Below are 19,666 nucleotides of genomic sequence, written 5' to 3'. Positions count from 1 at the left end.
GATGGAAGTCTTCAGGACCGTTCTGGGCGACGTCTCACCCGAGACGTCCGGCCGGTTTCTCACCCACGAGCACCTCCTCTACGGCTACCCGGGCGCGGAGCTCGACCACCGGACCGTGCTCGACTACGAGAACAACGTCGCGTTCATCGCCAAGCAGGTCGCCGACGGCATGAACGACTGGGGCTTCGGCACGCTGGTCGACATGACCCCGCCGGAGGTCGGCCGCCACCCCGAGCTGATGGCCGAGGTCGCCCGCCGGACCGGCATGAACGTCATCGCGATCACCGGCTTCTTCCCCGAGCGGATGGGCGTCCCCTACTACTGGCGGCGGCAGACGGTCGAGGAGCTGACCGACTTCTTCGTGAAGGACCTGACCGAGGGCATGGTCTTCGCCTGGCAGCAGACGCCGTACAAGGCGGGCGCCATCAAGATCGCGACCGGGCAGGAGAGCGTCACGCCGCAGCCGAGCCCGATCGGGCCCAACGGCCGCCGCATCCACGAGGTCGAGGACCGGGTGATCCGGGCCGCCGGGCGGGCCTCCCGCATCGTCGGCTGCGCGATCAACACCCACACCGACCCCATGGACTACCGCGTCACCAACCCGGGCATCGAGCAGCTCGACATCCTCGAAGAGGAGGGCGCCGACCCGGCCAAGGTCGTCATCGGGCACGCCTTCGTCGAGCCGAACGAGGGCCAGCTGCACGAGATCCTCGACCGGGGCGCCAACCTCCAGCTCGACCACATCGGCATCCCGTGGCGCGTCGACACCGTCGAGGAGCTCGACGAGCGCATGGCCGACGCGTTCGTCGGGCTGATCAACGAGGGCTACACCAGCCAGCTCGTGCTGTCGTACGACCGCTGGTTCTACAACCCGCGCTCCGACGTCACGGAGTCGGACCCGCAGCTCGCCAACGAGCGCGTCGACCTCGGTTACATGTGGACCTCGTTCATCCCGCGCCTGAAGAGCAAGGGCGTGACCGACGAGCAGATCGACGCGATCACCCGAGACAACGCCGCCCGCATCTTCTCCATCAAGGTCTGAGGAACAACGTGGAACTCTCCCAGGCACGGATCGTCGTGCTGGTCGAAAACCTCTACCAGGAGCTGGAGCTCTGGTATCCGGTCCTGCGCTTCCGCGAGGACGGCGCGCAGGTGCGGGTGGTGGGCCCGTCGACCGACGAGGTGTACGCCAGCAAGATCGGCTACCCCGCCCGCGCCGACCTCACCGTGGCCGACTTCGACCTCGACTCGGTCGACGCCGTGATCATCCCGGGCGGCTTCTCGCCCGAGTACCTGCGCCGCAACCCCGACATGGTGAAGCTCGTCAGGGACGCCGACGCCAAGGGCCTGGTCGTGGCGGCCATCTGCCACGCGGGCTGGATGCTGGCCACCGCCGGGATCGTGGCCGGGCGCGACGCGACGTGCGTGGCGACCATCAAGGACGACGTCATCAACGCCGGCGCGAACTTCAGGGACGAACCGGTCGTGGTCGACGGCAACCTGATCACCTCCCGGCTGCCCAACGACCTGCCGGAGTTCTGCGCGGCGATCAAGGACGCCCTCGAAGCGAGGGAACCCGCCAAGGGCGGGCCGCTGCCCGACCTGGCCTCGCCGCCCAACTCCTCCCCCGCCTACACGGCGACCGCGATCATGAAGAACCGCGCGGCGGGCCCCGGCTCGTCCAACTACCGGGCCTACGCGGTCCTCGACGCGTAGCCATGCGCGTCGACGTCCACCACCACGCGATCTTCCCGGCCTACGCCGAGGTCCTCGAAGGCCTGGGGATCGGGGCGCAGCCCGGCATCGGCCTGCCCCCGTGGTCGGCGGAGGCGTCGCTGTCGATGATGGACGACCTGGGCATCGACCTGGCGGTGCTGTCCGCCGGGTCGCCCGGGTTCTTCTTCGACGGCGACCAGGCGCTCGCCCGCGAGCTGTGCGAACGCACCAACGCCGACCTGGCCGAGACCGTACGGCGGCATCCGACACGGTTCCGGGCGTTCGTGGCACTGCCGCTGCCGTCGGTGGGCGACGCGCTGCACGCGATCGAGCGGTGGGCCGACCACGACGCCTTCGTCGGCGTCGGCCTGCTGACCAACTACGCGGGCCGGTACCTGGGCGACCCCGCCTTCGAGCCGGTATTGGCCGAGCTCGACCGGCGGGAGGTGGTGGTGCACGTCCACCCGCAGCTGCCGGTCCACTACCCGGCCGCCGAGATCGACCTGCGGCCGTCGCTGATCGAGTACGTCTTCGACACCACCCGGGCCATCGTCAACCTGACCCTGAACGGCGCCCACGACCGCTATCCCGGCATCACCTGGATCTTCTCCCACTGCGGCGGGACCGCCCCCTACCTGGCCGGACGCCTGGCCATCGCCGAACCGCTGCCGGAACTGCGGCAGGTCGGCGAGGGCGGGATCCACCGCGCGCTCCGGCGCTTCCACTACGACGTCGCCCTCGCCACCACGCCCTACGCGCTCGGTTCGGCGCTGCGGCTGGCCGGTCCGGAACGGTTCCTGATCGGCTCGGACTTCCCGTTCGTCGACGAGAAGACGGTCGCCGCCTGTCTCAAGGAGGCGGCCGAACTCCTGGGCGACGACATGACCACCGTCGCCGAGACGAATCCCGCCCGGCTCTTCCCGAACCTGAAGGGGTGAGACAGTGCCGCAGTTCGACCTCCCGCTCGCCCAGCTCCGCGAGTACCGCTACCAGGAACCGGAACCGGCCGACTTCGACGACTTCTGGGCCCGCACCCTCACGGACCAGCCCGAGGTCGACGTCGTCTTCGAGCCCTACGACGCCGGGCTGACCACGGTCGACACCTGGGACGTCACGTTCACCGGCTACGGCGGCGACCCCATCAAGGGGTGGCTGCTGCTGCCCGCGAACAGGTCGGGCCCCGTTCCGACGGCGGTCGAATATCTCGGGTACGGCTCCGGGCGCGGCATCCCGATCGAGTCCCTGGCCTATGTGTCGTCAGGTTTCGGCCACTTCGTCATGGACACCCGGGGTCAGGGCAGCTCGTGGCGGGCCGGCGACACGGGAGACCCGTCGGCGACCGGTCCGGCCGTCCCCGGCTACCTGACGCGGGGCATCCTCGACCCGGACGACTACTACTACCGCCGCCTCTACACCGACGCCGTGCGAGCGGTCGACGCGGTGAAGAGACACGACCACGTGGCCGAGGTGGCCGTCACCGGCCGGTCCCAGGGCGGCGCGCTGTCGCTGGTCGTGGCCGGTCTGCGCGACGACATAGCGGGGGCGGTCCCGCACGTCCCGTTCCTGTCGGCGTTCCGCCGGGGCACCGCCGTCACCGAACGCGAGCCCTACGCCGAGATCGTGCGCTGGTGCTCGATCCACCGCACGAAGTGGGAGCGGGCGTTCGCCACGCTCGCCTACTTCGACGCCACCGCCTTCGCGGCGCGCGCGACCTGCCGCGGGTCGTTCTCGGTCGCGCTGATGGACGGCGTCTGCCCGCCGTCGACCGTGTACGCCGCCTTCAACGCCTACCAGGGCCCGAAGGACATCACGGTGTGGCCGTACAACAACCACGAGGGCGGCGGCCCCGAGGACCAGCTCAGGACGATCCGCGTCCTCCGCGAACTCTTTCAATAACACCAAATCGTGACAAACGGAGCCTTGTTCGGCTCTGTAACACGAGGCAACATTTCAAACCTGCCAGACAAGCAGGCAGCCTGACCGGCTGCTGGGAAAGGGGTCGGCGTGAAATCAGCTCTGCTGTACGGCCACAACGACCTGCGTGTAGAGAACCGGCCCGACCCGAAGGCGGGCGAGGGCCAGGCCGTCATCAGGATTCACGCCTCGGGCGTCTGCCCCAGCGACATCCGCAGCTACACCGCCGCGACGGCCGCCAAGCGCGACCCGTGGACGCCCGGCCACGAGATCGCCGGTGTGGTGACCGAACTCGGGAGCGGCGACACCGGAGACCTCCAGGTCGGCGACCGCGTCGCGGTCGACTGGCGCGGCGTCTGCGGCCGGTGCCACCAGTGCCGGAAGGGCGCGGCGAACTTCTGCGAGCGCCTGATCAAATACCCGATCGCCGGGTTCGCCGAGGCGACGGTCATGCCGGTCGAGCAGCTCAGCAAGCTCCCCGACGGCGTCAGCTTCGAGTCGGCCTCGTTCGCCGAGCCGCTGGCCTGCGTCGTCAACGCCCACCGCGCACTGCCGCTCCCGCTGACCGAGAACGTGCTGGTCGTCGGCGCCGGCCCGATCGGCCTGCTGCACACCCAGGTCGCCAGGGCCAGGGGCGGCCGGGTCATCGTCACCGACATGAAAGCCGACCGGCTCAAGGTCGCGCGGAAACTCGGCGCCCATGACGTCGTCGACGCCGCCGCCCACCAGAGGGAAGCCGTCCTGGACCTGACCGACGGACGCGGCGCCGACGTCGTGATCGTCACCGTCGGCATCCCGGCGGTCATCGAGGCCGCGTTCGGCCTGGTGGCCAAGAACGGCGCGGTCAACCTGTTCGCCGGCACCCACCCGAAGGGCGCCATCGCCCTCAACCCGGACGTGCCCCACTACGACCAGGTCGCGATCAACGGCAGCCACGACTTTATCCCCGACGACTTCGCGACCGCCCTGCGTCTCCTCCGATTCGGCCAGGTCGACGTCGCCCCGCTGATCAGCCACCGGTTCCCGCTCGACGCGGTCGCCGAGGCGTTCGAAACCACCAAGCAGCAACTCGGCCTGAAGTCGCTGGTCGTGTCCGAAGGAGAGAAATGAGCACCCACTGGCCCCGCCGTCGCATGCACCACGTCTTCGCCCCCGACGGGCGAGCCGTGATCGCCGCCATGGACGCCGGGATCACCAAGGGCGTCGCCCCCGGCCTGGAGCGGGGCCGCGCGGCGGTCAAGCGGATCGTCGACGGCGGCGTCGACGCGATCCTGGCCACCATCGGCCTGGCCCGCGCGGCGGCCGACGAGCTCGGCGGCACCGGCCTCATCCTGGCCCTCGACAGTGAGATCCCGTCGGCCCGGTACGGCGTCGAGCAGGCCGTCCGCTGGGGGGCCGACGCCCTGGAGCTCAAGGTGTTCCCGGGCAACCCCGAGGTCACCAAGATGGGCGAGCTGCGCGAACTCTGCGCCGAGGGCGACAAGTGGGGCATGCCGGTGATGGCCGAGCCGATCCCCGTCGGCTTCAAGGCGCTGGAGGCCCACACGCTGGCCAACATCGCCCACGGCGCGCGAGTGTCGGCCGAGGCGGGCGCCGACTTCGTGAAGGCCCAGTACACCGGCACGCCCGAGGAGTACCGCGAGGTCGTCGAGGGCTGTCTGGTCCCGGTGCTCGCGCTCGGCGGCCCGATGAAGCCGACCCCGCTGCACGCGCTGCAGATGGCCTACGACGCCATCCAGGCCGGGGCCGGCGGCATCGTCTACGGCCGCAACATCGTCGAGGCCGAGCGGCCCGACCGGATGGTCGCCGCCCTGGTCGAGATCGTGCACGGCGGCGCGAGCGTCGACGTGGCCGCCAAGCACCTGAACATTCCGCTGTAATCCCGCTGTAAGGAGCCTGAGATGATGCGTGCCGCCGTCTTCCACGGCGGCCGGGACATCCGGATCGAGGAGATGGCGATCCCGCTGCCCGGCCCCGGCGAAGTGCTGGTGCGGGTCGGCGCGGCCGGCGTCTGCGGCAGCGACGTGCTGGCCTTCCGTGGTCAGGGCCCGTGGCAGCACAGCCCCGGCAAGCCCGGCCGCGACGGCCACGAGCTGGCCGGCGAGATCGCCGCGCTGGGCTCCGGGGTGACCGGCCTGGCCGTCGGTCAGCGGGTCGCCGTCGAGCCGAAGCACCTCATCGCCTGCGGCCAGTGCCCGCCCTGCCGCAACGGCCGGTCGCACCTGTGCCGCAGGCGCGGCTACGTCGGCGACGTCCACGTGACCAGCGAGGGCTTCGCCGAATACGACCTGGCCCCCGCCGAGCGCGTCCACGTGCTGCCGGACTCGGTCTCCCTCGCGGCGGGGGCCGTCCTCGACTGCTACGCGTGCGGCGTGCACACCTACAACCTGGTGCAGACGCCCGCCGGGAGCAGGGCGGTCGTCCTGGGCAGCGGCACGATGGGCCTGACCATGGGCCAGGTGCTGCGCGCCCACGGCGTGCGGGTGCTGCTCACCGGCACGGCGAAGGAGTTCCTCGACCTGGCGCTGGAGGCGGGCGCGGCCGACGAGGTCGCCTTCGCGCACGACGCCCGGGAGAAGATCGAGGACTTCACCGAGGGAAAGGGCGCCGACCTCGTCGTCGACGCCGTCGCCATCCCGAACGTGACGCTCCAGCAGGCGATCGAGTCGGTGGCCGAAGGCTCCCCGGTCTGCGTGCTGGGCGTCTACCCGACCCCGCCCCGTATCGAGCCGCACGTCGCGTACGTGCGGGAGGTCTCCATCCACTGGTCCAACAGCTACGGCCCCGGCGCGTACGCCGAGGCGCTGGACCTGGTCGCGACCAACAGGGTGCAGGCCGATCCGCTGATCACGCACCGGTTCCCGCTCGACCGGATCGTCGAGGCGTTCACCGCCGCCGACGAGAAGGAGCGGTCCCTGGCGATGAAGGTCCTGATCGAGCCCTAGAAGGGGGGTGACCGGCATGCACGTCCTGGCGATCGACCAGGGGTCGAGCGGCGCGAAGGCCGCCGTCGTCGACGGCGAGGGCCGCATCGTCGCCATGACCTCGCGGCGCACGCCGGTCGACCACCCCGAGACGACGGCCGTGCAGGCCGACCCGGAGACGTGGTGGCGGGCGCTGGTCTCCTGCGTCTCCCGGCTGCCCCTCGGCGACGTGCGGGCGGTGGCGATCTCCGGGTTCATGCACACGGTCGTGCCGGTCACCGACGAGGGCAAGGTCACCGGCCCCGCGCTGCTGTGGCCCGACCAGCGTCCGGCCGGGCCGAGCGCGGCCGACCGGGTCGCCTGGTGGGCCGGGCACGACCCGCTCGCCCTGCTGACCAGGTGGTACCTGCCGGTCAAGGACTTCCTGCGGATGCGGCTCACCGGTGAGTTCGCCACCGACCGCTACGAGGCGAGCGGCACCGGCTTCCTGCGCGACGGCGCCTGGTCGCCGGCGGTCGCCTACCACGCAGGCGTCTCGGTGGAGAAGCTCCCTCCGATCGGCGAACCGCTCGACCTCGCGGGGACGGTCACGAAGGAGGCCGCCGCCGCGACCGGGCTCGCCGAAGGCACCCCCGTCGTCATGGGCACCGGCGACTGGATGGCCACCCTCCTCGGAGCGGGGGCCGTGCTGCCGGAACGGGTCTGCGTCTATCTCGGCACGGCCGGCGCGGTCGGCGGGTTCGCCTCCGCCGCATCGGCCGCGGCGCTGACCGAGCCCCTGTGTTTCGCCGCCGCGACCTCGACGGGGTCGGCGCTCGACTGGATAGGCGGGCTGACCGGCAGAGGAGCCCCCGAAGCGGTCGCGGCGGCGGATTCGGTCCCGCCCGGAGCACGCGGGGTGGTGTTCCTGCCCCACCTGATGGGTGAGCGCGGCATGGGTCACGACCCCTCGGCGCGGGGGTCCGTCCATGGGCTGACCCTCGCCCATGGCGCCCCTGATCTGGCGAGAGCCGTAATAGAAGGAACCTCCTACTGGCTGAGGGCGATCGCCGGAGCGGCGCTGGACCGGCACGGCGAGGCGGAACTGGTCGCGGTCGGCGGCGGTGCCCGCAGCGACCTCTGGCTGCGCGTCCTCGCGGCCGTGCTGAAGCGGGACCTGACGGTCCCCGAAACGACCGAGGCCGGGCTGCTCGGCACGGCGATGATCGCCCACCGGGCGCTGTCCGGACAGGCCTCCCATGAGCGGTGGACACGGGTCGCCAGGACCGTGCCCGCCGATCCGAACCTGGCGAACGTGTACGAACCGCTCTTCGAGGAGTTCCTCCACCTGGAGGAACGCCACCGGTAGCCCTCGGGCTGCCCGACCCAGAACCGATGCGCACGGGGGGCGCTCATACACCGCTTTCGCGACGCCATTGCCAGGAGAAGAAATGCAACGACCGTGGAAAAGCGCACTGAAGGTCATCACCGCCACGTCGGCGGCGGCCGCACTCATGCTCGCCTCGGCCTGCGGCGGGGACGACGCCGCGGAGGGCAACGCGACCGGTGAGGTCACCGGCCCCATCGACGTGTGGATGGGCGACCCGATCGGCGCCGCCCAGCAGCCGACGATCGTCCAGCTCGCCAAGGACTACGAGACCGCCCACCCCGGCACCAAGGTGAACCTCAGGTTCCTCGGCGCCGACGCGCACAAGACCTACCTGACCAGCATCGCCGGCGGGACCGTGCCGTGCGTCGCTCTCATCGGCAACACGTGGAGCCCGGAGTTCGCCGGGCTCCAGGCCCTGGAGCCGATCGCGCAGGACCCGGCGTCGATGAAGGGCGTCTACACCCAGAGCATGATCGACTCGACCGTGCTCGACGGCGTCTCCTACGCGGTGCCCTACGACACCGGCGTACGGGCGCTCATCTACCGCAAGGACCTCTTCGACAAGGCCGGCCTGGCGGCCCCCAAGACCTGGGACGACGTGCTGAGCTCGGCGACCAAGGTGCAGCAGGACAACCCCGGCGTCAACGGCTTCGGCATCATCGGCGGCAACCAGTGGTACTGGCTGCCGATGATCTGGAACTGGGGCGGCGAGATCGCCACCCAGGAGGGCGGCGCGTGGAAGGCCAAGGTCGACTCGCCCGAGGCGGTCGCGGCCTTCACCTTCTACGCCGACCTGCTGACCAAGCACAAACTGGCCCCCGAAGGGGCGGCCACCTGGCAGGGCGCCGACGCGTCCAAGGCGTTCGCGCTCGGGCAGATCGGCATGATGGTCGGCGGTTCGTGGGACCTGAAGACGATCCTCGCGCAGAACCCCGGGATGGAGCAGCAGCTCGCCACCGCGCCGCTGCCCGCCGGCCCCGGCGGCAACAACGACACCTTCGCGGGCGGCAGCAACCTGGCCATCTTCAAGGGGTGTGACAACAAGGCGACCGCCAAGAGCTTCGTGGACTTCCTGATGAAGACCGAGAACCTCGTCCCGGTCACCACCAAGATCGGTCTCCTCCCGGCGACCGTCGACGCCCTGGAGAAGGAGCGCACCAGCGGTTCGTTCTCCACCCCGCTGCTGCGGGCCTACGCCGAGCAGGCGCCGAACACGCGGTCGATCCCGCCGGTGGCCACGTGGGGCAAGGTCGAGGGCACCGGGGCCATCGTCAACGCGATGCAGGCGATCATGAACGGGCAGAAGACGCCCGAAGCGGCCATGCAGGAACTGGCCTCGCAGATTGACGCCGCGATCGGACAGCAATGACCTCTACCACCAGCAGGCGGGCACAGCGCGGCGTTGTGCCCGCCCGCGCGGGAGGCCGGAGCCGGTCCCGATGGGACCGGTTCGGCCTGCCGAGCCTCCTGCTCGCCCCCCTCCTGGCGGTGATCCTGGGAGTGGTCGGCTACCCCATCGTGCGGACGGTCTGGCTCTCGTTCCACGAGGGCGAGTACCTCATGACCGGGGCCTTCAACGGCGCCGACAACTACACCGAGATCTTCGGCGACCCCTACTTCCTCGCCGCGCTGCTCCGCACGACGATCTTCGCGGTCGTCTGCGTGGTCACCACCCTGCTGATCAGCCTGGCCATCGCGCTCGTCCTGGACGCCGGGTCGTGGGCGGCCAGGATCGTCACGGTGGTCGTCCTGCTGCCCTGGGCGATGCCCCGGGTGGCCAGCGGCATCATCTGGAAGTGGATGTTCAACGACCAGTACGGCATCGCCAACTGGCTGCTGGTCTCCCTCGGGTTCGACTCGTTCAAGGGCTACGCCTGGTTCAACGACGGCTTCGCCTCGCTGGTCGCCATCACGATCGCCGTGGTCTGGCACTCGGTGCCGTTCATCGCGATCTCGATGCTGGCCGGGCTGCGCGCGACGCGCGGTGAGGTGCTGGAGGCCGCCCGGGTCGACGGCGCGAGCTTCTACCAGCAGCTCGTCAGGGTGCGGCTGCCGATGATGAAGCCGCTGCTGACGATCCTCGGCGTGATGTCGACGATCTTCGCGTACCAGTCGTTCGACCACTTCCTGGTGATGACCACCCCGCCCGGCGGGCCGAGCCACAGCACCGAGGTGCTGTCGCTGCTGACCTGGCTGCAGGCGTTCACCGTGCTCGATCAGGGGGTCGCGGCGGCGATGGCCGTCGTCACGTTCCTGCTGCTGGCCGGGATCACGGCCGTCTACGTGAAGCTGTCGAAGGAGGGGACATGACCCGGAGGCTGATCGTCTATCCGGCGATGGCTCTCATCTGCCTGGCGAGCCTGTTCCCGTTCTTCTGGATGATCGTCACCTCGCTCAAGCCGGACACCGAGATCTTCACGGTGAGCCCGCAGTTCATCCCGCACGAGCCGATCCTGTCGCGCTACACCGAGCTGTTCTCCGGGGCGATCCCGCGCCAGTTCCTCAACTCGCTGCTGGTCGCCGGGGCCACCACGGTCATCACCGGGCTGATCGCGCTGCTGGCGGGGTACGCGCTGGCGCGGTTCGACATCCCCATGAAGCGCTACCTGCTGATCGTGATCCTGTCGATCCAGATGCTGCCGCAGACGGTGCTGGTCATCCCGCTGTTCGTGGTGCTGCGCAACACCGATCTGCTCGGCACCTACCAGGGGCTCGTGCTGTCGCACCTCGCGCTGACGGTGGGGCTGGCGACGTACATGCTGCGGAGTTTCTTCATGGACATCCCGGTCTCACTTGAGGAGTCGGCGATGGTCGACGGCGCCTCGCGGATGAAGGCCGTGCGCCTGGTCGTGTTCCCGCTGGTCTGGCCGGGGCTGGCGGCCAGTTCGATCTACGGGTTCATCACGTCGTGGAACGAGCTGATGTTCTCGGCGACGTACATGCAGCAGTCGTCCAGGGAGACGCTCCCGGTCGCGCTGCAGCAGTTCTTCTCCAGCTACTACTCCGACTGGGGCGGCGTCATGGCGGCCAGCGTGATCTTCACGATCCCGGTCGTCGTGTTCTTCCTGCTGGTCCAGAAGCGCCTCATGCAGGGCATGGTCGCGGGCGCGGTCAAGGGTTGAGAAAGGGTTCAGTCTGATGTTGAAGCTCGGGGTCCTCGGGGTCGGGGCGATCGCCACGGTCGACTACGGGGTGCTGCCCAACCTGCACCACATCGCCGACAAGGTGGAACTGGTCGCACTGTGCGACCCGGTGGAGGAGCGCACCGCCGCCGCCGCGAAGAGGTTCGGCGCGCGGGAGACCTACGCCACGCTCGACGAGATGCTCGACGAGTCCGACCTCGACCTGGTGCTCAACCTGACCCCCATCCCGGCGCACGGCGCGACCTCGCTGAAGATCCTGGAGGCGGGCCGGCACCTGGCGACCGAGAAGCCGCTGGCCACCACGATGGAGGAGGCCGACGCGCTCATCGACCTGGCCGCCGCGAGCGGCCTCAAGATCGTCTGCTCGCCGCCCAACATGCTCTACCCGAGCCGCATCGAGGCGGCCCGGCTGATCCGCGAGGGGATCATCGGCAAGGTCGCGTTCGCCAAGGTCAGGGCCAGCCACGGCGGCCCCGCCTCGATGATGAACTGGCCGACCGACCCGACCTGGTTCTACCAGGAGGGTTCCGGCCCCCTGTTCGACGTCGGCGTCTACGGCATCCACGAGATGCTCGGCCTGCTCGGCCCGGCCAAGCGGGTGTCGGCGTTCTCGGGCATCACCGAGCCGACCCGGGTGGTGCGCTCCGGCCCGTACGCCGGCAAGGAGATCACCGTCACCACCGACGACAACACCCTGATCATGCTCGACTTCGGCGGCGGCACGTTCGCCGTGGTCGACGGCACCTTCAACGTGAACGCCGCCAAGGGCCCCCGCCTGGAGGTCTTCGGCCGCAAGGGCACCCTGAACCTGCCGAACAACCTGCCGGTGAACGGCGGCCGGGGCATCGACCTGTTCCTGCTGGAGGCCGCCGCCGGGCTGAGCGGCTGGGTCGACCTCGACCTCGCCCACCTGGAGCTGGCCCAGCAGCGCGTCGACAAGCTGCGCCGGGCGCTGCTGGTCGACCACCTCGCCGACGTGGTGAACGGCGCGGCCGAGGAGGTCATGGGCGGCGACGTCGCCCGCCACGCGCTGGAGATCATGCTGAAGGCGCACGAGTCGGCCCGGACCGGTCAGGCCCTGGAGCTCACGACCACCTTCAACTGGTCGTGACGACCAGCAGGGCGATGTCGTCTTCGTGGGCGCGGACGTCGACCAGCTCCTCGACGAGCCGGTCGGCGACCGCGTCGAGGTCGGCGAGGCCGCGGGTGCCCTGCCAGAGCGACTTCAGCACGCCCATCCCGGCGTCGATCGCCCGGTCGCGCCGCTCGATCAGGCCGTCGGTGTAGAGGAGCAGCCGGGTGCCGGGCGGGAAGTGCACCTTGTGCTCGACGTAGTTGTAGTCGACCACGCCCAGCGGCGGCCCTGCGCCGTCGTCGAGGAACCGGCAGGGGTTGCCGGGCACGTCGAGCAGCATCGGCAGCTGACCGGCGTTGGCCCAGGTCAGGGTCTCGGCCTGAGCGTCGTAGACGGCCAGGCAGCAGGTCACCAGGCGGGCCCGGTCGGCGGCCCGCAGCACCACGGCCGACTGGCGCAGGATCTCGCCCGGCGACATGTGGCTGACCGCCAGGGCGCGTACGGCCGTGCGCATCTGCCCCATCAGGGCGGCGGCCTGGATGCCCTTGCCCATGACGTCGCCGACCACGAGCGCGACCCGGCCCTCGTCGATCGGGATCAGGTCGACCCAGTCGCCGCCGACGTCGATGCCGCGCGCCGGGTAGTAGCGCCAGGCGTGCCGTAGGCCGTGGACGTGCGGCAGCGGGGACAGCAGGCTGCGCTGGAGCTCCACGGCGGCGTCGCGGTGGCGCTGGTAGAGGCGGGCGTTGTCCATGGCGACGGCGGCCTGGGCGGCCACGCCGGAGGCGAGCTGCTCGTGGCGGGCGGTGAACATGCCCGGCTCGGGGTGGCCGAAGAAGAACCCGCCGAGCACCTCACCCGACGGTGAGATCACCGGCACCGCGAGGTAGCTGCGCACGTCGAGGTGGCCCTGGGGCATGCCGTTGTAGGGCGGATTGTGGCCGTAGCGGGGGTCGGCGCGCACGTCGTCCATGCGGATGACGCCCTCGCCCTGGAACGTGGGGTCGAACACCTTGGTGTTGCGCGGCATCGGGAAGCCCTCGAAGGCGCTTCGGGGGACGCCGGAGAGCACGTACAGGAAGTAGCTCTCGCCGTTCATGTCGTAGACGTTGTAGAAGAACGAGCCGAAGGCCGCACCGGTCAGCGAGGTCGCGGCGTCGCAGGCCGTGCGCACGATCCGGGGGAGGTCGAGGTCGGCGGCCAGCGCGCGGCCCACCTCGTGGAGCGTCTCGACGAGCCGGGTCTCCTCCTGCAGCCGCCCGATCAGGTCGTCGAGTTCGTGGGTCATGAGCCGGCCCGGTGCTCGGAGAGGAGGTTCAACGCCTCCTCAGCGTTGTCGCGGACGGCCAGCACGGTGAGGCTTCCGGTCAGCCTGAGCAGCCGGTCGAGCGGGCCGGTCACCCCGGCCAGCACCATCAGCCCGCCCAGTTCCCGGGCCGCGACCGTGGAGACGAGGAGCACCCGCAGCCCGCTGGAGTCGCAGAACCCGACCCCGGACAGGTCGGCCGCGATGTAGGTGCGGCCGGAGGTGAGCAGGTCGTTGACCACCGCGTGCAACTGCGGCGAGGTGGTCGCGTCGAGGTCGCCGGAGACGGTCACGAGCGGACCGGCCGGTCGATGGGTCACGGCCACGCCGAGGCGCTGCTGCGCGCCGCCCCGGGGCTTGATCGAGTCGTCGTCGACGGTCATGCGCATCTCCACGCGGGAGCCGCCGTCACCCTGCTCGATCGTCAGCTGGTCGCAGACCTCGCTCATGAGCCACAGGCCGAAGCCGCGGCGGCCGTCGAGCGAGGGCCGGGCAGGGCTGAGATGGGCGGGGGTGAGCCGGCCGGCCAGATCGGTCACCTCCACGACGACCTGGCCGTCGTCCAGCCAGATCCGCACGGTGCCGTGCCCGTCGCCGTGCTCCAGCACGTTGACGACCGCCTCGTTGGCGGCGAACACCAGATCATGGAGACGGGCCCCGGCGAGCCCGGCACCCGAGGCGAACGCGTCGATGCGGTCACGCATCGACCCGACGTCTTCGGTGATCGGCCAGGCCCCGGACAGGTTCACGGGCACCTCAACGAGCTTCGCACCATTACACGACTGTATCGCGGGCTTCGTTACCGCACCCGGATCCCGTCGAGGACGATGGTGACCAGGTCCTCGGCGAACCCCTCGGGCACGGCCGCCGGAACGCGCAGGGTGACCTCGTGACAGGCTCCGATGATCATCGTTGCGGCGGCGTCGACCGGCGCGCCGGGGGCGATGTCCCCCGCGTCCCGCCGCCGCCGCAGATACGCGGCGAGCTGGTCGCGCAGCCCTTGCCCGCCGGCGGCGGGGTTGCCGAGCGCGGTGAAGCGTTCGAGCACCTCCGGCGCCAGGTTCGCGAACGCGGGAACGATGACCAGGTGCAGGTCAAGAGCCCTTTTGGTGTACGCAAGCAGCGCCCGCCCCACCTCTTCGCCGTCGGCGGGCAACGGCGGCAGGTCGCGTTCGGCGGCCCGCACATGGCCGTGCAGACCGAGGGCGAGCAGTTCCTCCTTGTCGGCGAAGTGGTTGTAGAGCACCCCGGTGGCCACCTCGGCCTCCCGGGCGATCTCGCGCACGGTCAGCCCGGCGGCGCCGCGCCGGGCGATGAGCCGTGCGGCGGCGCCGATGAGGTGGTCGCGCAGGTCCACCCCGGCGTCGACGGCCCGTGCCCGGCGCGGCGCCATCACGGCCGCACCGCCCCGACCAGCAGCGCCTCGCCCTTGAGCAGCACGCCGCCGGGGGTCTCGAAGGCGCGCAGCGCCGGGAGCAGCCTCTCGGCGGCGCCGTCTCCGGCCTGGTGCCTGATCGGCCCCCACGCCCCCAGGAACGCCGCCGCGTCGGCGGCGTCGGCGCCCCAGTTCTGCGGCGCGTCGACCGGGCGGGCGGTGACGTCGGCGAAGCCGGCCTCGGTGAGCACGCGGCCGACCGTCTCGGGGTCGCCCAGGGCGAGGGGGCCGGCGCCCGGTTCTGGGGCGGGCAGGCCGAGGGCCGAGACGACCGAGGCCAGGTCGCCGTAGCCGCGCATCGACAGGAACGCGAGCCGCCCGCCCGGCGCGAGGGCCCGGCCGATGTTGGCGAAGGCGGCGGCGGGATCGCCGAAGAACATGATCCCGAATCTACTGAGAGCCAGGTCGAACGACGAATCGGGGAACGGGTGGACCTGGGCGTCGCCCTGGACGAACGCGATCTCTCCCTCGCCCGCGAGCTCGCGGGCGGTGGCGAGCATCGGGCCCGACAGGTCGATCCCGGTGGCGGAGGCCGCCGTGCGCGCGGCCAGCCGGGTGGTCCGCCCGGTGCCGCACCCGATGTCGAGGACGCGGTCGCCGGGCCTGACGGCGTCGAGGAGGTAGGGGTTGAAGGCGTCGTTGACGGCGTTGTAGCGGTCGGGGTGGGCGGCCCAGTGGGCGCCCTCATAGCCGTTCCAGGCCTCGGCCTGGTGGGTGTTCACCACATATGAACGCATGTTCATGAACGTACGTTCATAGCATCCGAATGGTCAAGTGGTATGAATTAGCGCCATGACGATGGCCCTGACCGAAGCGCCGGCCTCGCCGCTGACCAGGCGGCGCGCCGAGGCGACAGCCGCCGTCGTCGCCCTCCTCGTCGGGCTGTGGAACGTCTGGGTGCCGTCGTTCTGGCGCGACGAGTCGGTCTCCGCGCTGGCCGCCTCGCGGCCGATCGGCGAACTGTGGGACCTGCTCGGCCACATGGACCGGGTGCACCAGTTCTACTACTACCTGCTGCGGCCGGTGGCGTGGATCTCCACGTCGGAGTTCGCCCTGCGCCTGCCCTCGGTCCTGGCCATGGCGGGGGCGGCCTACGGGATCGTCGCGCTGGGACGCCAGCTGGCCTCGACGCGGGCCGGGCTGCTGGCCGGGCTGGTGTTCGCGGTCCTGCCGATGGTCACCCGGTACGCGCAGGAGGTCAGGTCATACGCGATCGTGACCGCGCTGGCGGTGCTGGCGACCTGGTTGCTGGTGACCCCTCGGGAGAAGCAGTATCCCTACCGCCTCACGATCCTCGTGCTGGGCCTCTTCCACGTGTACGGGCTGCTGCTCGTGGTGGCGCACGCGTTCATCGCGCCCGACCGCAAACGGTTCCTCCAGGGCATGCTGCTCGTGGGCCTGGGGCTCTCCGGGTATGCCGTCACGGCGGCCTTCCAGCGGGACACCCAGCTCGGATGGTTGCGTTCACCCACGTGGGAGGCGCTGCCGGCGTTCGCCCAGGAGGTCATGGGCAGCAGATGGGGCATGGTCCCGCTGCTCGCGCTGGCGGTCTTCGGGGCGCGGGGCGCGCTGGGGCGGGTGGCCGTGCCGTGGGCGCTGATGATCCCGCTGTCGATGCTGATCTCGCTGGTCTACCCGATCTACAGCCCGCGTTACGTGCTGTTCGCGCTCCCGGCGCTGGCGCTGCTGGCCGGGGCGGGGCTCGACCGGCTGCGGCCGAAGCCGCTCGCGTGGGCGGGGCTGGCGCTGCTCACGGCGCTGACCGTGCCCAAGCACCTGTGGCTGCGGGCGCCCGACCATCGCCCCGACGACCTGCGGTCGATGGCGGCCGCGCTGTCCGAACGGCAGCGACCGGGCGACGCGGTTCTGTACGTCGACGAGTACTACACGTGGTTCGCCGGAGTGTACGCGGAGCCGTACCGGAAACTGATCGAACTCCGGCCCCGCGACATCGGAGAGTATGAGCGGGTCTGGGTGGTGTCCGGCGGGCGGAAGCACCAGAACAGCGCCTTCGTCGAGACCGACCAGAGCTATCTCGACCTGCAGAAGAAGTACAAGGCCCGCTACTTCAAGGACTTCGGCTACTCCTGGTTCGCCCTCTACCAGAGGCGATAGAGGGCGGACCCCGACGCGTCAGACCAGCTGACGGCGGCGGCGCAGCAGCAGCGTGCCGCCGGCGGCGGCGGTGAGGCCGAGGGCCAGGTAGAGGCCGGCGCCCGAGGCGAGCGGCACCGGGTTCGGCGGGTCCAGAGTGGCCGGGCCGCAGGTCGCCGAGCTCAGGATGATGTCGCCGACGCCCGACAGCGCCAGGATGCGCATGCCGTGGACGGTCAGGCCGCCGTCGTCGTTGGTGATCTGCTCGTTGAGGCGGACCTCGATGAGCGGCAGCGCGGGCGGGAACCGGATCAAGGTGTTCGCCGCCGGGTTGCCGGCCAGGGTGGCGCCGAGGACCTGCGCGTCGGCCAGCGTCGTCGAGCCCGTCGTCGGCAGGCCGGCGGTCGCGGTGCACTCCGCCCGGACGGAACCCGCGCTGACGCCGATGCCGAGCAGGGTCGCGCTCAGGCCGTCGACCGACGCCCGCGCCGCCTCGGTCCCGACCGTGGTGTTCTGCTCCACCTCCACCGCGACGACACCGGTCGACACGGTCCCGACGCCGATCGACGCCACCGACGCGCTCTGGTTGCCGAGGTCGGCCTCCGGCGCGGGGCCGAAGTCGAGGCCCAGCGGCAGGCTGATCGACGCGCCGTAGGCGTTGACCGTGTCGCTGCGCGCGTGGACCGTGCTCGTCATTCCCGTGAGCAGCGTCGTCACCGCCGCGACGGAAATGGCGAAAGTACGTCCGAGAAACATGTGCAGGCCCTCCGCGGGCTTCCCGTATAAGTCGATGATGCTCCAAGTTATGCGTGCGCCCAGCGGGAAACAGTAAGGTACCTGTCAGTTCACTCCAGAGAGTGAGTGTTGCGGCCCCTAAACGCCTCGATTCGCTCGTTACATTGAGCGTCGAAGAACAGGAGCCGAAATGGTGACACGCGGATCCGTCCGCCGGGAAACGTGCCAAATCGTCGTCGTCGACGAAGGGCCGCTCGCACATCTCGCATTGCGCGCATTTCTCCGGCAGGCCCCCGCATTCACGGTCGCCGCCTCCGCCACGACCGGCGCGGAAGGCCGCCGGATGATTTCTCGGCTTATACCGGAAATCGTGATCTGCGAAACGCGGATCGGCGACGACTGCGGCCTGGAACTGTGCCGCTGGATCGGCCTGGAGCATCCCGGCGTGATGCCGGTGGTGCTCACCTCGGTCGACGACGTCAACCTGGCGTCCGCGGCGCTCGACGCGGGCGCGCACGCGTACCTGCTGAAGTCCTCGCCGCTGGAGGACCTGCTGTTCCACCTGGAGCGGGTGGCCGAGGGCCAGGTCATCGTCGACGACCGGCTCGGCCGGTCGCCCGCCGGGCGCGGGGGCCGGCGCACCCGGTTCGACCTCAGCCCGCGCGAGCACGAGGTGCTGGAGGAGATCATCCTGGGCCTCGACAACCGGGCCATCGCCGGGCGGCTCTGCATCGCCCACGAGACCGTGAAGACCCACGTCAAGTCGATCCTGCGCAAGATCGGCGCGCGTGATCGGGCCCATGCCATCGCGGTCGTGCTCGGCGACGCGCGGACCGGGAGCGGCTGGTGAAGCGGGTCTGCGTGGTCGTGGGCACCCGGCCCGAGGCGATCAAGCTCGGGCCGGTCGTCCCGGCGCTGCGGGCCTTCGCCGAGGTCGACGTGGTCCACACCGGACAGCACGGCGCGGTGGTGGGCGAGGTGCTCGCGCTGTTCGGGGCCGAGGTCTCCCGGGGGCTCCGCCGCGAGGCGGCCACCCTGCCCGTGCTGACCGCCGAGGTCGTGCTCGGGCTCGACGCGGTGTTCGAGCAGCTCAGGCCCGATCTCGTCGTCGTCCAGGGGGATACGACGTCGGCGTTCGGCGGGGCGCTGGCGGCGTACCTGCGGCGGGTTCCGGTCGCGCACGTCGAGGCCGGGCTGCGCAGCCACCGGGCCACCCCGTTCCCCGAGGAGGTGAACCGGCGGCTGATCGCGCCGCTGGCCGACCTGCACCTCGCGCCGACCGCCTCGGCCCGCGCGAACCTGCTCGCCGAGCGGATCCCGGCCGACCGGGTGCTGGTCACCGGGAACACGGTGATAGACGCGCTGGCCGCCGTACTGGCCGACCGGCCCGCGCCCCGGGACCGGCCGCTGGTGGTGCTCACCGCGCACCGGCGCGAGTCGTGGGGCGAGCCCATGCGGCGCGTCGCCCGCGTCGCCGACCGGCTCGCCGCCGGTCATCCCGGCGTCGACTTCGTCGTCGCCACCCATCTCAACCCGGCGGTACGCCAGGTGTTCGACCAGGTGGTGCGGCCCCGGGCCAACATCCGGTGCGTGCCACCGCTGCCCTACCGGGAGTTCGCCCGGCTGCTGGCCGTCAGCGCGCTGGCGATCACCGACTCGGGCGGCGTCCAGGAGGAGGCCGCCGCGCTCGGCCTGCCGGTGCTGGTCATGCGCGACGCGACCGAACGGGTCGAGGCCCTCGACGACGGCCGGGCCCACCTGGTGGGCACCGACGAGGACCTGGTCGTCAAGACCGCCGGTCTGTTCCTCCAGTCGGCCGTGGCCGGCCGGGTCAGGCACGTCGCCCCCTGCCACTACGGCGACGGCCACGCCGCCGCCCGCGTGGCGAGGGCGTGCGCCGAACTCATCCATTCCGAGAACTGAGGTGTCATTGTGTACGGATCCTGGGGGCACGG

Annotated in this window: 20 protein-coding genes; 15 read left to right on the top strand and 5 right to left on the bottom strand. The window is 70.9% G+C overall.

Going from position 1 to position 19,666, the window contains the following annotated elements:
• Position 1: 1 nt before the first annotated feature.
• From FDA94_RS03025 to FDA94_RS02970, 12 genes are all read left to right on the top strand, one after another.
• Positions 2 to 1,042 (top strand): phosphotriesterase family protein, encoded by a 1,041-nt coding sequence (locus FDA94_RS03025; protein ID WP_137245496.1) that lies wholly within the window; start codon positions 2 to 4, stop codon positions 1,040 to 1,042.
• Positions 1,043 to 1,050: 8 nt separating this feature from the next.
• Positions 1,051 to 1,716 (top strand): type 1 glutamine amidotransferase domain-containing protein, encoded by a 666-nt coding sequence (locus tag FDA94_RS03020; RefSeq protein ID WP_137245495.1) that lies wholly within the window; start codon positions 1,051 to 1,053, stop codon positions 1,714 to 1,716.
• 2 nt (positions 1,717 to 1,718) lie between these two features.
• Positions 1,719 to 2,654: an amidohydrolase family protein gene (locus FDA94_RS03015; RefSeq protein ID WP_137245494.1), complete on the top strand. Its 936-nt coding sequence runs from the start codon at positions 1,719 to 1,721 to the stop codon at positions 2,652 to 2,654.
• Positions 2,655 to 2,658: 4 nt separating this feature from the next.
• Positions 2,659 to 3,612 carry an acetylxylan esterase gene (locus FDA94_RS03010; RefSeq protein WP_137245493.1) on the top strand — a complete coding sequence of 318 codons (954 nt, stop codon included), beginning with the start codon at positions 2,659 to 2,661 and terminating at the stop codon, positions 3,610 to 3,612.
• 108 nt (positions 3,613 to 3,720) lie between these two features.
• Positions 3,721 to 4,740 (top strand): alcohol dehydrogenase catalytic domain-containing protein, encoded by a 1,020-nt coding sequence (locus FDA94_RS03005; RefSeq protein WP_137245492.1) that lies wholly within the window; start codon positions 3,721 to 3,723, stop codon positions 4,738 to 4,740.
• A complete protein-coding gene (locus FDA94_RS03000; RefSeq protein WP_137245491.1) occupies positions 4,737 to 5,510 on the top strand; it encodes a class I fructose-bisphosphate aldolase in 774 nt (257 codons plus the stop codon). Before FDA94_RS03005 ends, FDA94_RS03000 begins: the two co-directional genes overlap by 4 nt.
• Before the next feature lie 21 nt (positions 5,511 to 5,531).
• Complete coding sequence (locus FDA94_RS02995) at positions 5,532 to 6,575, top strand: zinc-dependent alcohol dehydrogenase (RefSeq protein WP_137245490.1); 1,044 nt, start codon at positions 5,532 to 5,534, stop codon at positions 6,573 to 6,575.
• 16 nt (positions 6,576 to 6,591) lie between these two features.
• On the top strand, positions 6,592 to 7,902 hold the full coding sequence (locus FDA94_RS02990; protein WP_137245489.1) for a xylulokinase: 1,311 nt from the start codon (positions 6,592 to 6,594) through the stop codon (positions 7,900 to 7,902).
• An 82-nt stretch (positions 7,903 to 7,984) separates the two neighbouring features.
• On the top strand, positions 7,985 to 9,292 hold the full coding sequence (locus FDA94_RS02985; RefSeq protein WP_170990759.1) for an extracellular solute-binding protein: 1,308 nt from the start codon (positions 7,985 to 7,987) through the stop codon (positions 9,290 to 9,292).
• Positions 9,289 to 10,233 (top strand): carbohydrate ABC transporter permease, encoded by a 945-nt coding sequence (locus FDA94_RS02980; protein WP_137245487.1) that lies wholly within the window; start codon positions 9,289 to 9,291, stop codon positions 10,231 to 10,233. Before FDA94_RS02985 ends, FDA94_RS02980 begins: the two co-directional genes overlap by 4 nt.
• A complete protein-coding gene (locus FDA94_RS02975) occupies positions 10,230 to 11,045 on the top strand; it encodes a carbohydrate ABC transporter permease (RefSeq protein WP_212735165.1) in 816 nt (271 codons plus the stop codon). The genes FDA94_RS02980 and FDA94_RS02975 overlap by 4 nt, the downstream gene beginning before the upstream one ends.
• A 16-nt stretch (positions 11,046 to 11,061) precedes the next feature.
• Positions 11,062 to 12,177 carry a Gfo/Idh/MocA family protein gene (locus FDA94_RS02970; protein ID WP_137245486.1) on the top strand — a complete coding sequence of 372 codons (1,116 nt, stop codon included), beginning with the start codon at positions 11,062 to 11,064 and terminating at the stop codon, positions 12,175 to 12,177.
• On the opposite strand, the gene FDA94_RS38970 is transcribed toward FDA94_RS02970, so the two are convergent.
• The 4 genes from FDA94_RS38970 to FDA94_RS02950 are packed head-to-tail and all read right to left on the bottom strand — an operon-like array spanning position 12,164 to position 15,619.
• Positions 12,164 to 13,429, bottom strand: coding sequence for a PP2C family protein-serine/threonine phosphatase (locus FDA94_RS38970; protein ID WP_170990758.1), 1,266 nt, complete (start codon positions 13,427 to 13,429; stop codon positions 12,164 to 12,166). The two genes, FDA94_RS02970 and FDA94_RS38970, sit on opposite strands and share 14 nt — an antisense overlap.
• Positions 13,426 to 14,196 (bottom strand): anti-sigma factor antagonist, encoded by a 771-nt coding sequence (locus FDA94_RS02960; RefSeq protein WP_137245485.1) that lies wholly within the window; start codon positions 14,194 to 14,196, stop codon positions 13,426 to 13,428. Before FDA94_RS02960 ends, FDA94_RS38970 begins: the two co-directional genes overlap by 4 nt.
• 50 nt (positions 14,197 to 14,246) lie before the next feature.
• The gene (locus tag FDA94_RS02955; protein ID WP_137245484.1) at positions 14,247 to 14,840 is read right to left on the bottom strand and encodes a TetR/AcrR family transcriptional regulator; all 594 of its coding nucleotides are present in this window, start codon (positions 14,838 to 14,840) and stop codon (positions 14,247 to 14,249) included.
• On the bottom strand, positions 14,840 to 15,619 hold the full coding sequence (locus tag FDA94_RS02950; RefSeq protein ID WP_137245483.1) for a class I SAM-dependent methyltransferase: 780 nt from the start codon (positions 15,617 to 15,619) through the stop codon (positions 14,840 to 14,842). The genes FDA94_RS02955 and FDA94_RS02950 overlap by 1 nt, the downstream gene beginning before the upstream one ends.
• A gap of 55 nt (positions 15,620 to 15,674) precedes the next feature.
• On the opposite strand from FDA94_RS02950, the gene FDA94_RS02945 reads away from it, so the two are divergent.
• Positions 15,675 to 16,997 carry a glycosyltransferase family 39 protein gene (locus FDA94_RS02945; RefSeq protein ID WP_137245482.1) on the top strand — a complete coding sequence of 441 codons (1,323 nt, stop codon included), beginning with the start codon at positions 15,675 to 15,677 and terminating at the stop codon, positions 16,995 to 16,997.
• Between the two features lie 18 nt (positions 16,998 to 17,015).
• Here FDA94_RS02945 and FDA94_RS02940 read toward each other — a convergent pair whose 3' ends face one another.
• A complete protein-coding gene (locus tag FDA94_RS02940; protein WP_137245481.1) occupies positions 17,016 to 17,693 on the bottom strand; it encodes a choice-of-anchor protein CoaP in 678 nt (225 codons plus the stop codon).
• Between the two features lie 208 nt (positions 17,694 to 17,901).
• On the opposite strand from FDA94_RS02940, the gene FDA94_RS02935 reads away from it, so the two are divergent.
• Together FDA94_RS02935 and wecB are read left to right on the top strand one after the other, a co-directional pair.
• Positions 17,902 to 18,561, top strand: a complete 660-nt coding sequence (locus FDA94_RS02935; RefSeq protein ID WP_137245480.1) for a LuxR C-terminal-related transcriptional regulator — start codon at positions 17,902 to 17,904, stop codon at positions 18,559 to 18,561.
• Entirely contained in the window at positions 18,558 to 19,634 is a 1,077-nt protein-coding gene (gene wecB / locus FDA94_RS02930) for a non-hydrolyzing UDP-N-acetylglucosamine 2-epimerase (protein ID WP_170990757.1), read from the top strand. The genes FDA94_RS02935 and wecB overlap by 4 nt, the downstream gene beginning before the upstream one ends.
• Positions 19,635 to 19,666 lie beyond the last annotated feature (32 nt).

The sequence above is a fragment of the Herbidospora galbida genome (assembly GCF_005233835.1).
GTDB classification, from domain to species: domain Bacteria; phylum Actinomycetota; class Actinomycetes; order Streptosporangiales; family Streptosporangiaceae; genus Herbidospora; species Herbidospora galbida.
The sequence above is the reverse complement of the archived record's forward strand: the minus strand, read 5'-3'. Positions and strand labels throughout refer to the sequence as shown.

Coding starts and splice junctions, on each gene's coding strand:
- FDA94_RS03025 (WP_137245496.1), top strand. CDS start 2: ATGGAAGTCTTCAGGACCGTTCTGGGCGACGTCTCACCCGAGACGTCC.
- FDA94_RS03015 (WP_137245494.1), top strand. CDS start 1,719: ATGCGCGTCGACGTCCACCACCACGCGATCTTCCCGGCCTACGCCGAG.
- FDA94_RS03000 (WP_137245491.1), top strand. CDS start 4,737: ATGAGCACCCACTGGCCCCGCCGTCGCATGCACCACGTCTTCGCCCCC.
- FDA94_RS02995 (WP_137245490.1), top strand. CDS start 5,532: ATGATGCGTGCCGCCGTCTTCCACGGCGGCCGGGACATCCGGATCGAG.
- FDA94_RS02990 (WP_137245489.1), top strand. CDS start 6,592: ATGCACGTCCTGGCGATCGACCAGGGGTCGAGCGGCGCGAAGGCCGCC.
- FDA94_RS02985 (WP_170990759.1), top strand. CDS start 7,985: ATGCAACGACCGTGGAAAAGCGCACTGAAGGTCATCACCGCCACGTCG.
- FDA94_RS02980 (WP_137245487.1), top strand. CDS start 9,289: ATGACCTCTACCACCAGCAGGCGGGCACAGCGCGGCGTTGTGCCCGCC.
- FDA94_RS02975 (WP_212735165.1), top strand. CDS start 10,230: ATGACCCGGAGGCTGATCGTCTATCCGGCGATGGCTCTCATCTGCCTG.
- FDA94_RS02970 (WP_137245486.1), top strand. CDS start 11,062: ATGTTGAAGCTCGGGGTCCTCGGGGTCGGGGCGATCGCCACGGTCGAC.
- FDA94_RS38970 (WP_170990758.1), bottom strand. CDS start 13,429: ATGACCCACGAACTCGACGACCTGATCGGGCGGCTGCAGGAGGAGACC.
- FDA94_RS02955 (WP_137245484.1), bottom strand. CDS start 14,840: ATGGCGCCGCGCCGGGCACGGGCCGTCGACGCCGGGGTGGACCTGCGC.
- FDA94_RS02950 (WP_137245483.1), bottom strand. CDS start 15,619: ATGCGTTCATATGTGGTGAACACCCACCAGGCCGAGGCCTGGAACGGC.
- FDA94_RS02945 (WP_137245482.1), top strand. CDS start 15,675: ATGACGATGGCCCTGACCGAAGCGCCGGCCTCGCCGCTGACCAGGCGG.
- FDA94_RS02935 (WP_137245480.1), top strand. CDS start 17,902: ATGGTGACACGCGGATCCGTCCGCCGGGAAACGTGCCAAATCGTCGTC.